The organism is Streptomyces sp. NPDC059371, from assembly GCF_042751995.1.
In the GTDB taxonomy this organism is placed as follows: Bacteria; Actinomycetota; Actinomycetes; order Streptomycetales; family Streptomycetaceae; genus Streptomyces.
Genome location: NZ_JBHYXD010000037.1, coordinates 19,572 through 30,787 on the forward strand (window position 1 = coordinate 19,572; position 11,216 = coordinate 30,787).

Here is an 11,216-nt window from a genome sequence, read left to right on the forward strand (position 1 = left end):
CGCGACTCCCTCCCCCCCGCGCCCCCACCCCCCTCGACCTTTCTTGACGATAGAACATTCAGACGCCGCTTGGGGGGCGCGAAAACGACGGGGGCGCCCCATCGTCGTACACACCCCGCCCCGTAGCGGCGAGGCCGCCGGTCGAGCTCCCGTTCGGGGGTGCCGTCGCCGTGACAGTCGGTTCCACCCTGGGGAGCGTCTGCGGGGGCCGCGGGTCACCCGGGACTCGTCGCAGTGCCGGATCTCGGTCCGCGTGGACGTGCGGGCCTCCCCGGCCCGTCACCCTCCCCGCGAGGGACCTCTCGCCCCGAGGGCGGGTTCCGTCTCCGACGTGTCGGAGCGGGGATCAGGCGCGGATCTCGATCGTGCGGGCGAGGCGGTCGTGAAGGCCCCGGCCGTCGCGGTCCCAGATCAGGGCCGGGACGGCCACGCACAGGAGCGCGGTGCGCAGCACGGCGCGCAGCGGGTTCAGCCGGCCGCCGCCCTCGGGCACGACGCGCAGACCCAGCAGCCGCTTGCCCGGAGTGAAGCCGACGGTACCGACCGTCAGGACCCCGAGAACGAAGAAGACGAGCAGGGCCCAGTTCCCCGTGGTCCGGCCATAGCCGTCGGTGAGCAGCCCGTATGCGATCAGGAGGCACAGGCCCCAGTCGACGGCGAGGGCGCCCATACGGCGGCCCGGGCGGGCGATCGAGCCCGGTCCGTGCTCCGGCAGACCGAGCTGTTCGCCCCGGTATCCGAAGTCGACTCCGGCTTCCTCCGCCGCCGCGCGGGGGCCGGAGAGCCACGATCCGATTGCTTGCCTGTTGTCCACCCGTCCAAGGTACTGTGCCCGTTTTGCCATACGGACAGGAGGGGCCCGCCGGGCCGAGGTCGGTTAACTTGGGCGAAACAAATGGGTCACGCTGGAGAAATCCCCCGTCCCTATGGTCGGCCCCAGCGTGTGCCACCGCACTGGCCGCACGAACGAACTACCACCCCGGTCCACTGTGGGCGGGAGTAGGAGGAGCTGGATGTTCCAGAACGCCGACGAGGCCAAGAAGTTCATCGCGGACGAGGACGTCAAGTTCGTCGATGTCCGTTTCTGCGACCTGCCGGGTGTGATGCAGCACTTCACGATCCCGGCCACGGCCTTCGACCCGACCGAGGAGCTCGCCTTCGACGGCTCCTCCATCCGCGGCTTCCAGGCCATCCACGAGTCCGACATGGCGCTCCGCGCCGACCTGTCCACCGCGCGCGTCGACCCCTTCCGCCGCGACAAGACGGTCAACATCAACTTCTTCATCCACGACCCGATCACGGGCGAGCAGTACTCCCGTGACCCGCGCAACGTGGCCAAGAAGGCCGAGGCCTACCTCGCGTCGACCGGTATCGCCGACACCGCGTACTTCGGTCCCGAGGCCGAGTTCTACGTCTTCGACAGCGTGCGCTTCAAGACCGCCGAGAACGAGTCGTTCTACCACATCGACTCCGAGGCCGGCGCCTGGAACACCGGTGCCATCGAGGACAACCGCGGTTACAAGGTCCGCTACAAGGGCGGCTACTTCCCGACCCCGCCGGTCGACCACTTCGCCGACCTGCGTGCCGAGATCTCCCTGGAGCTGGCCAACTCCGGCCTCCAGGTCGAGCGCCAGCACCACGAGGTGGGCACCGCCGGCCAGGCCGAGATCAACTACAAGTTCAACACGCTGCTCGCCGCGGCCGACGACCTCCAGCTCTTCAAGTACATCGTGAAGAACGTCGCCTGGCGCAACGGCAAGACCGCGACCTTCATGCCGAAGCCGATCTTCGGTGACAACGGCTCGGGCATGCACGTCCACCAGTCGCTGTGGAGCAACGGTTCCCCGCTGTTCTACGACGAGGCCGGCTACGCGGGCCTGTCGGACATGGCCCGCTACTACATCGGCGGCATCCTCAAGCACGCCCCGTCGCTGCTCGCCTTCACCAACCCGACGGTGAACTCGTACCACCGTCTGGTCCCCGGCTTCGAGGCCCCGGTCAACCTGGTGTACTCGCAGCGCAACCGCTCCGCGGCCATGCGTATCCCGATCACGGGCTCGAACCCGAAGGCCAAGCGCGTCGAGTTCCGCGCGCCCGACTCCTCCGGCAACCCGTACCTGGCGTTCGCGGCCCTGCTGATGGCCGGTCTGGACGGCGTCAAGAACAAGATCGAGCCGGCCGAGCCGATCGACAAGGACCTCTACGAGCTGGCTCCCGAGGAGCACGCGGGCGTGGCCCAGGTCCCGACCTCGCTCCCGGCCGTCCTCGACTCGCTGGAGCGCGACCACGAGTTCCTGCTCGCGGGCGACGTCTTCACGTCCGACCTGATCGAGACGTGGATCGACTACAAGCGCACGAACGAGATCGCGCCGCTCCAGCTCCGTCCGCACCCGCACGAGTTCGAGCTGTACTTCGACGTGTAGGCCCGTCGGTCCAGCCGCACACGTCTCGGCCGCGTCCTTCCTCCGGGAGGGGCGCGGCCGACGCGTTTCTCCCCCGCCGGCGACGGGCGCGGGACCGCGCGCCACGGGGCGGTTCTTTGCCCGCCGCGGGGCCTATCGGCACCAGTTCATGGGGAACCGCGGGCGCACAATGGAGAGCGGGACGAGTGCCCGACTGCGGGGTGGTGCGAGATGCGGAGCCGATTCCGGAACGACCGGGAGCTGACCGTGCGCATGACGGTCACGCTCTTCCTCCTCGGATTGCTGTACGTGGCCTTCGTCGCCGCGTTGATCGTGTTGCTGAAGTCGTGGGTGCTGGTCGTCGTGATCGCGGCCGGGCTCCTCATCGCGCAGTACTGGTTCTCGGACCGGATCGCGCTGTACGCCATGCACGGACGGATCGTGGAGCGGGAGGAGTATCCCCGGCTCCACGGCGTCGTCGACCGGCTGTGCGCCGTGGCCGACATGCCCAAGCCGCTCGTCGCCGTCTCGGACATCGACATGCCGAACGCGTTCGCCACGGGGCGCAACGCCGACCACGCCGTGCTGTGCGTGACCACGGGGCTGCTGCGCCGTCTGGAGCCCGACGAACTGGAGGGCGTCGTCGCGCACGAGCTGTCGCACGTGGCGCACAAGGATGTCGCCGTGATCACCGTGGCGTCCTTCCTCGGGGTGCTCGCCGGGCTGATCGTGCGGTTCGCGTTCTACTCGGAGCTCTTCGGCGGGCGGGGCCGCAAGGACCAGAACACCGTCGCGATCTTCATGGCGGTGATGGCGGTGTCCGCGGCCGTGTACGCCATCAGTTTCATGCTGATCAGGGCGCTCTCCCGGTACCGCGAACTGGCCGCCGACCGTTCCGCGGCCCTGCTCACCGGCCGCCCCTCGGCGCTGGCGTCCGCGCTGACCAAGGTGACCGGGGACATCGGCCGGATCCCGACAAAGGACCTGCGGACCGCGCAGGCCTTCAACGCCTTCTACTTCACCCCCGCGCTCGGCGCCCAGCCGGGCATCGCCAACCTGTTCTCGACCCACCCGAGCCTTGAGCAGCGGCTCGGACAACTGGCCCGTATCTCCGTCGAGCTGGGCGAGGCCGCGGTGCCGGACGCGAGCGCCCCGACTCCCGGAGAGGCTCTTTGACCGCATGGGGTTCCTGGACATCCTGCTGGGCCGCAGCAAGCCCGCCGCACCCGACCTCGACCGGCTCTTCGGACTGCCGTCGGCGGCCGTGACCCTCCAGGCGGCGGCCGGGTTCACCCCGACCGGCACCGGAGCGGTGTGCTTCGCATCGGTGGAGGGCGCGGCCTTCGCCGAGGCGCACGGGGAGGTGCGGGAGCTGCTGGACGCGGACACCGGGCGGACGGGTCCCCCGGTGGAGATCGGCCGGGACGAGTACGGCTACTCGTGGCTGATCTCCCGCCGAGCCCCCGACGACCTCCCGGCGCTGGTGAGCGATCTGCACGCGGTCAACAGCTCGCTGGAGGGCGCCGGCTTCGGTCCTCAGCTCCTGTGTTCCGTGGTGACTTTCGAGGACGCCGGGAAGCGGCGGCTCGGCCTGGTCTACCTCTACAAACGCGGGACCTTCTATCCCTTCGCGGGGGGGGGGCCGGGCGGGGCGGGCGGCGGCGGCCCCCCCCCGCAGAACGGCGCGCGCGCGGCCGGGGGGGGGGGGGGCCGGGGGGGGCGGGGCTGCCAAACCAACCACACCGGGGCCACCCCCCCCCGCGCGCCCCGGGGGGGCGGCCGCGCCGCCCCCCGCGACAACGCACTCGAACTCCAGGTCAAGGCGGCCCTGGCCGACGACCTGCGCGTCGAACAGGACCTCGCCCGCTGGTTCCCGATCTGGGGCGCCCCCGGCCTGTGACCGACTGCACCCCGCCCCATATCCCTATAAAGTCGAACGAAATCGACACAAGGGGTGCCCTCATGAGCAATCTGTTCGTCGTCGCCTACGACGATGTCGCCACCGCGAGTCAGGTGCGCGACAAGTTGTTCGAGCTGTCGAAGCAGCATCTCGTCGAGCTGGAGGACGCGGTCGTCGTCGAGCGGAGCGAGGACGGCAGGATCAAGCTGCACCAGGCGGTCAGCCACACGGCCATCGGAGCGGCCGGCGGCGCGCTGTGGGGCGGTGTCATCGGGCTGCTCTTCCTGGCGCCGCTGCTCGGCGCGGCGGTGGGCGCGGCGGCCGGTGCCGCCGGAGGCGCCGTCACGGACACCGGCATCAACGACAAGTTCATGAAGGATCTCAGCCAGAATCTGCGGCCGGGCGCGGGCGCGCTGTTCGTCCTCGTCAAGCAGGCGGCCGGGGACAAGGTGATCCCCCAGATCGCCGAGTTCGGCGGCCAGTTGGTGCAGACCTCGCTGAGCCAGGAGCAGGAGGACCACCTGCGTGAGGCGGTCGCGGCGGCCCAAGCGAAGTCGGCCGGCTCCGGCACGGGCACGGCCCCGGCCTCCGAAGCGGGCTCGGCTGCGGCCTCCGACCCCGGCGCCGCGGGCACACCCGCCTCAGCCGCGGCCGGCACCACCGGGCCGGACGCGAACGGCACTCCCGCCGCTTCCTGAGCGGCCCGCCCCTCCCGCCGGCCGGTCATCCCCGAAGGGGAGTTGTTCAGCCACTCCCGCCTCGGAGGCGGTGCGGCCGACGTGCGTCAATGGGCGGATGCTCTCCCCTTTCACGCACGACCACGACGGTGAACGACTGAGCTGCGTCCGCAGCCGCGGCGACGACGCCGGCGACGGCGCGGCGACCGCCGTCCTGCTGCACGGCGCGGGCAGCGGCAGCAAGGAGCGACTGCTCCCCCTGCTCGGCGACTTCGCGGCCCGCGGCTGCGCGGGACTCGCGTTCGACTTCTCCGGGCACGGTGAGAGCACCGGCACACTGGGCGAGTTGAGCCTCCGGCTGCGTTTCGAGCAGGCCGTGTCGGTGATCGACGCGACGGTCCCGGCGGACGCCCCGCTGATCCTGGCCGGGTTCAGCATGAGCGGCCAGACGGCCGCCGATCTCGCACGGCACTACGGGAAACGCGTGGTGGCGCTCGTCCTGTGCGCGCCCGCGGTGTACGCCGCCGAGGCCTGGCCCCTTCCGTTCGAGGACCCGGGGAGCGCCCCGCGGCAGGACGGCCCGGCGGCGCAGAGCCGCTTCAGCCGGATCATCCGCACCCCGGAGAGCTGGCGGCAGGCGCCCGCGCTCGACGTGCTGCGGGCCTACGAGGGACGGGCGGTGCTCGCCGTCCCGGCCGCGGACGCGGTCATCCCGCCCGCCGTGACGCGGGCCGTCGCCGACGCGCTCTCCGCCCGCGCCGACCTCACCCGCCTCGACCTGCCCGACGCCGATCATTTCCTGGGCCTCTGGTTCCGCGACCACGCCGAGGACCGGCGCCGCCTCGTGGACCTCGCGCTCACCGGACTCGGGTCACCGGTCCGGCCGGCCGCCGGCGCCTGAGCGGCCGGCGGCCTCAGACGCCCGGGGCCGCCGGGACGACGCCCGCGATGACCGCCGCGCCCAGTGCCGCGTGGTCGGTGGCGTTGCGGTCCGTGTAGCGCAGCGCGAAGTCCGCGACGGCACGCTCGAAGGTGTCGGCGCCGCCGAGATAGGCGGCGATCGCGACACGGTCGCCGGAGCGGGCGTGCGCGCGGGCCAGCGCGGTGCCGCACAGCCGGGCGTAGGCGCGCAGTTCGCCCGGACTCATGCCGGCGATGTCCGCGGACCCCTTCGTGTCGTGGAGCTGGCGCCAGTAGAACGCGCGTCCCTCGGGGCCGGTCGTCCAGCCGAGGAAGGCGTCACCGGCGGCCTGCATCAGCCGCTGGCCCGCGACGACCCGGCGCCCGGGATGGACGTACGGGCCGATGGGCAGATGCTCTTCGAGCACGGACCGTCCCGCCTGCTTGATCTGGAGGAACAGCGGGTCGTCGGCGTCCCGCCCGGCGAGCAGCACGATGAAGCAGCGGGTGCCGACACTGCCCACGCCGACGGTCTTGCGGGCCGCGTCGACGAACCGGTAGCGGTCGAGGAGCAGCCGTCGTTCCTCGGGGAGCGTGGAGCGGTAGTCGCTGAAGATCTTGCGGAGCGAGGCCACGTCCATGGCTCCGGCCGGCTCCAGCAGAGGCGGATCGTGGACGATGCGGCGGCGTCCGTCGACGGTCTCGGTGAGTTTGCCGAGCGCCTGGAGGCTGGTGCGTCGGCGGACCCGGGTGAGGGTGGCCTCCGCGCGCCGGCGACGGCGTCCCGAGCGGACCAGCGGCAGCAGCAGATCGGCGTCGATGTGCTGGTACCAGACGGTCAGTTCGCCCTGCCCGGCCAGCCGTCGCACGGCCTCGCGGTACTGCCCGGCGGCGGCTCGTGCCGCGCCGAAGACGTGCCCCTCCTTGTGCCCGTTCTCCCGGGCCGCGACCGCGACGCTGGCCGCGAGCCGTTTGACGTCCCACTCGAAGGGGCCGGGGAAGGTCTCGTCGAAGTCGTTGAGGTCGAAGAGCAGGGGGCGTTCCGGGGCGGCGTACAGCCCGAAGTTCAGCAGGTGGGCGTCGCCGCAGAGCTGGACGGTGAGCCCGGTGTGGGGCTGGGCGGCCAGGTCGGCCGCCATGACGGCGGCGCCCCCGCGCAGGAACGCGAGCGGTGAGGCCGCCATCCGGGCGTAGCGGATCGGCAGCAGTTCCGGGAGCCGGTCCCTGCCCTGCGCCTGGAGGAGGCCGACGGGGTCGGGGCGGTCGGCGGCTGGGATCCAGGTGCCGTGCGCGGACCGGGGCACCCGTTTGCGGGCCGCCCGGCCCAGGGCTGCCCGGTCCAGGGCTGCCCGGTCCGCGGTGGTGGCCGTGACGCTGTTGCGGAGCACGGCCGTCAGTGCCTCACGGCGCGGGCGACGCCGGTCTTGACGTCGCCGGTGAGGGAGCGGTTGCTGCGGGCGGTGCCGTCCTTGGACGCGCCCGCAGCGACGTCGTTCACGCTCACGACGGTCGTGTCGAGGAGGTTGCCGCTCTGGTCGCGGAAGTCGACCTGGACGACGTACGACTTCGCCGAGGAGGTGGGATTGGTCGCCGTCACCCCGACCGTGAGGCGCCCGTCGGAGCCGGGGCTCGCGGTTCCGTCGATCTTCACCTCGCCCTTGGCGTCCGCGCCGCCCTTGAACTCGTCGAACTTCCGGCCGGCCTCCGCGGTCGCGGAGGCGAGGGCGTCACCGGCCTCGGTGGCGGCGGACGCGGCTTCGGAGACGGCGGACGCGGCCCGGGAAGCGGCGGACGCGGCCTTGGACGCGGTACTGGAGGGACTGCTGTCGTCGGAACAGGCGGTCAGTTGCGCGGCCAGGGCCGCCACCACGGACACGGCCAGGATCAGCCGGACCGGTCCTCGTATGCCGTCCGTGCGCTGCATCGTCTCTCCCCACGTGGTCCTGGTTCGCCTCCGGATCCCGCTTCCTCGCGGTGGCCCCAGTCAAGGCCGCGGACAGGTCCGCCGCATGCCCGGCTGCGTCCAACGGGTGAACCCCGCCCCGTGGGGGGCGAACGTTCGACAGGATGAGGAACGCGGAGTACGCAGCACGGAACGCGGAGCACGGAGCGACCGGACGGAGACGACGTGACGGGGAAACCGCGGCACATCGGGGTGGCGGAGCGGCGGGCACGGCTCGGGCTGCGGCAGCGGCTCGCGGGCGCGGCACGGGGCGCGACCCCCGAGGAGGTGGCGGACTCCCTGGTCGCGCTGCACGGCACCGACCCGGCGACGGTGTACCTGGCGGTGGGCGCGCGTCTCGCGGACGCCCGGAAGACGGTGGCCCAGGTGGAGCGGGCGCTGTACGAGGACCGTTCACTCGTACGCATGCACGGCATGCGGCACACCGTGTTCGTGTTCCCCGGCGCTCTGGCGGCCGTCGTGCACGCCTCGACTGCGCTGGACATCGCCGCGAAGGCCCGTGCCGGGCTGGTCAAGGACATGGTCACCGGAAGCGGCGGGCGGCTGACCGAGGAGTGGCTCGACGAGGTCGAGGCGTCCGCGCTCGCCGCGCTGGCCCGGCGCGGGCAGGCCACGGTGAACGAACTCACCGGCGACGAGCCGCGGTTGAAGGAGCAGTTCCCCTACGCGGCCGGGAAGAGCTACGAGGGGGTGCACACCGTGTCGTCCCGCCTGATGCGGGTGCTGGGGGTCGAGGGACGGGTGGTACGGGGGCGTCCGCTCGGATCCTGGACGTCGAGCCAGTTCCGCTGGGCGATCGCGCCGCCGCATCCCGAGCTTCCGCCCGCCGGGGCCCGCTCCGAGCTGCTGAACCGCTGGCTCATGACGTGCGGGCCCGCCACCGAGGCCGACCTGAAGTGGTGGACGGGGTGGAAGGTCACCGACGTACGGCGGGCGCTGGCCGCGAGCGGGGCGGTCGCCGTCTCGCTCGACGACGGGCTCACGGGGTATGTGGCGGCGGGCGACGACGGCCCCGTCGACGAGCCGGGCGCGCCCTGGGCCGCCCTGCTGCCCGCCCTCGACCCGGCGCCCATGAGCCGGCCGGAGCGGGACTGGTTCCTCGAACCGTCCCTGCGGCCCGCCCTCTTCGACCGCAGCGGGAATGTCGGGCCGACGGTGTGGTGGGACGGACGGGTGGTCGGCGGGTGGGCGCAGCGGCCCGACGGCGAGATCGTCTGGCGGTTGCCGGCCGGCGAGAGTGTCGGCCGTGAGGCCCGGGACGCGATCGCGGCGGAGGCCGAGCGCCTTCGGGCGTGGGTGGGCGACACCCGGATCACACCCCGCTTCCGGACGCCCCTGGAACGGGAGTTGTCGGCGGAGTGAGAACCGGGCCGGGCCCGCGGTCGGTTCCGGCGCCGAGCCGGGCCCGGTGCCGGGGCCTGGATCAGCGCTGAAAGCCTGGCCCGGGTTCGGCGCCAGGGCCGGGATCAGCGCCGAGGCCGGACCGGCGCCGACACCTCGGTCGATGCCGGGATCGGGATCGGTGCCGGGTGCTCCCATCGCGGGACGGGGCACCCGGCACCCTCAGCGTCGCGCCCGGACTCTCAGCGCGCGTACCTCATCAGGGCACGCACCATGTGGCACGTGGTGTCCGACGGCGGGTGCACGCCGATGAGTCGCGCGGTGCTGCGGATCTTCTCGTCACGGGCCTGGTTCGGCACGTAGACGCCGGAGTCGAGCAGGGCTATGGCGATGCGCATCGCCTTGAGCCGGCGGTTGTGCGTGACGTACCAGTCGCGGGGGCGCCCCGGCGGGAGCGGGCGCTTCTCCACGGGCTCGTACGGCAGGTCCAGCGGGACCGCCGTCTTGGATGTGGACTGGGTGGGCAGCGGCTTCAGTGCGGCAGCGGGCACAGGCATCCTCCTGTCGCGGTCAGGGCGCCGTCCGGACCCCCCGGCGACACCCTCGAACACTGCTTCTATTCTACCGCCGCGCACTGACAATAGCCGCTGGCCACAGGGGCTTTGGGGGTGCCGTGACAGCAGTGCCCGAGGGTGTCTGCCGTAACGTGTGCGGCATGGAGATCTGGATCAATCCGGCCTGTTCGAAGTGCCGCAGCGCGATCAGCCTGCTCGACGCGGAGGGCGCCGAGTACACCGTCCGCCGCTACCTGGAGGACGTGCCCTCCGAGGACGAGATCCGGGGCGTCCTCGACCGTCTCGGCCTCGAACCGTGGGACATCACGCGGACCGGTGAGGCCGACGCGAAGGAGCTCGGACTCAAGGACTGGGCACGGGACGCCGGTTCACGGGACCGGTGGATCAAGGCGCTGTCCGAGCACCCGAAGCTGATCCAGCGGCCGATCATCACCGCGGACGACGGGACGGCACTGGTGGGCCGCACGGAGGAGGCCGTACGGGAGGCCCTGTCCCGGTAGCCGGGCCGCTCTCCCCAACTCCCATGTGATCCAGGTTACTCAAGTGAATGCCGTAACCGTTGAGCAACTGCGTTCGGCATCTCGTACATAGCGACGTAACGCTCCCCCACTCTCTGGAGGCGCGCATGTCGCGTAGGAGAACCCTCAGCACGAAGAAGAAGATCGCCCTGCTGGTCAGCGCGGCGACTGTGGCCGGCGGCGGGGCCTTCGCCCTGGCCGCCACCTCGAACGCGGCCTCCGTGCAGACCGCTCAGACCTCGGTGGCGTGCCAGGGTCTGGCCACCGCGCTCGGCAACAACCAGAAGTTCATCGCGGACCAGAAGGCCCACCCCGACTCCCAGTCGGCGGCCAGAATCGCGAACCGCGAAGCGGTCATCGCGCAGATCAAGGTTCAGCAGCAGGCGTCGGGCTGCGCTGTCGGGGAATCGGCTCAGGACTCCCAGACCGGCCAGCAGAACGCCCAGCAGCCCGCGCAGTCCGCTCCGGCCCAGGCCGCCCCCGCGGCTCCGGCGCAGAGCGCCCCGGCGCAGAGCGCCCCGGCGAACAACGCCGGCGGCGGCGCGGCCACCGGCCAGCAGGTCTGCAACGGTTCGACCGTCACGCTCTCCGGCGAGGGCGGCGCACCGGCCGCGTCCAGCAACCAGTTCCCGGCCGGGACGAAGCTGAAGGTCACCAACCTGGACAACAACAAGTCCACGACCGTTCAGGTCACCTCGGTCTCCGGCAGTTGTGTCCTGCTGAACAACGCGGCCTTCGAACAGGTCCGGGAGCCGGGCAAGTTCCTGATCCGCCGGGCCCGCATCGAGAAGGTGGGATAACGGGCGGAACATACCGAAAGCCCAGCCGTGGGGGCGGGCGGGGGCGGCGGGGGCCGGGCGCGGGTAGGGCGGGGGCGGGGGGCGCGCGGGGGAACCCCCCGCCCCCCCCCCCCCACGCCCCCACGCCCCGAGCCAGCGGG

General features: G+C 72.2%; 12 protein-coding genes. 8 read left to right on the top strand and 4 right to left on the bottom strand.

What is annotated here, in order from left to right:
- Positions 1 to 346: 346 nt before the first annotated feature.
- Positions 347 to 814, bottom strand: coding sequence for an RDD family protein (locus ACFXGX_RS21565; RefSeq protein WP_384793570.1), 468 nt, complete (start codon positions 812 to 814; stop codon positions 347 to 349).
- Positions 815 to 1,013: 199 nt separating this feature from the next.
- Between ACFXGX_RS21565 and glnA the strand changes: the two genes are divergently transcribed.
- The 5 genes from glnA to ACFXGX_RS21590 all read left to right on the top strand — a co-directional run bounded on the left by glnA (position 1,014) and on the right by ACFXGX_RS21590 (position 5,880).
- On the top strand, positions 1,014 to 2,423 hold the full coding sequence (glnA, locus tag ACFXGX_RS21570; RefSeq protein WP_384793573.1) for a type I glutamate--ammonia ligase: 1,410 nt from the start codon (positions 1,014 to 1,016) through the stop codon (positions 2,421 to 2,423).
- A 210-nt stretch (positions 2,424 to 2,633) separates the two neighbouring features.
- Positions 2,634 to 3,578: a zinc metalloprotease HtpX gene (gene htpX, locus ACFXGX_RS21575; protein ID WP_384793576.1), complete on the top strand. Its 945-nt coding sequence runs from the start codon at positions 2,634 to 2,636 to the stop codon at positions 3,576 to 3,578.
- Between the two features lie 4 nt (positions 3,579 to 3,582).
- Entirely contained in the window at positions 3,583 to 4,302 is a 720-nt protein-coding gene (locus ACFXGX_RS21580; RefSeq protein ID WP_384793579.1) for a hypothetical protein, read from the top strand.
- Between the two features lie 62 nt (positions 4,303 to 4,364).
- Positions 4,365 to 5,000, top strand: a complete 636-nt coding sequence (locus tag ACFXGX_RS21585) for a DUF1269 domain-containing protein (protein ID WP_384793582.1) — start codon at positions 4,365 to 4,367, stop codon at positions 4,998 to 5,000.
- A 97-nt stretch (positions 5,001 to 5,097) separates the two neighbouring features.
- Positions 5,098 to 5,880, top strand: coding sequence for an alpha/beta hydrolase (locus tag ACFXGX_RS21590; protein ID WP_384793585.1), 783 nt, complete (start codon positions 5,098 to 5,100; stop codon positions 5,878 to 5,880).
- 13 nt (positions 5,881 to 5,893) lie between these two features.
- On the opposite strand, the gene ACFXGX_RS21595 is transcribed toward ACFXGX_RS21590, so the two are convergent.
- Together ACFXGX_RS21595 and ACFXGX_RS21600 are read right to left on the bottom strand one after the other, a co-directional pair.
- A complete protein-coding gene (locus ACFXGX_RS21595) occupies positions 5,894 to 7,222 on the bottom strand; it encodes a DUF2252 domain-containing protein (RefSeq protein WP_384793699.1) in 1,329 nt (442 codons plus the stop codon).
- A gap of 50 nt (positions 7,223 to 7,272) precedes the next feature.
- Complete coding sequence (locus ACFXGX_RS21600) at positions 7,273 to 7,803, bottom strand: hypothetical protein (protein WP_384793588.1); 531 nt, start codon at positions 7,801 to 7,803, stop codon at positions 7,273 to 7,275.
- A 204-nt stretch (positions 7,804 to 8,007) separates the two neighbouring features.
- Between ACFXGX_RS21600 and ACFXGX_RS21605 the strand changes: the two genes are divergently transcribed.
- A complete protein-coding gene (locus tag ACFXGX_RS21605; protein WP_384793591.1) occupies positions 8,008 to 9,204 on the top strand; it encodes a winged helix DNA-binding domain-containing protein in 1,197 nt (398 codons plus the stop codon).
- A 221-nt stretch (positions 9,205 to 9,425) separates the two neighbouring features.
- Here ACFXGX_RS21605 and ACFXGX_RS21610 read toward each other — a convergent pair whose 3' ends face one another.
- Positions 9,426 to 9,734: a hypothetical protein gene (locus ACFXGX_RS21610; RefSeq protein WP_384793594.1), complete on the bottom strand. Its 309-nt coding sequence runs from the start codon at positions 9,732 to 9,734 to the stop codon at positions 9,426 to 9,428.
- A 164-nt stretch (positions 9,735 to 9,898) separates the two neighbouring features.
- On the opposite strand from ACFXGX_RS21610, the gene ACFXGX_RS21615 reads away from it, so the two are divergent.
- Positions 9,899 to 10,258, top strand: coding sequence for an arsenate reductase family protein (locus ACFXGX_RS21615; protein ID WP_384793597.1), 360 nt, complete (start codon positions 9,899 to 9,901; stop codon positions 10,256 to 10,258).
- 125 nt (positions 10,259 to 10,383) lie between these two features.
- A complete protein-coding gene (locus ACFXGX_RS21620; protein WP_384793600.1) occupies positions 10,384 to 11,076 on the top strand; it encodes a hypothetical protein in 693 nt (230 codons plus the stop codon).
- Positions 11,077 to 11,216: the final 140 nt, after the last annotated feature.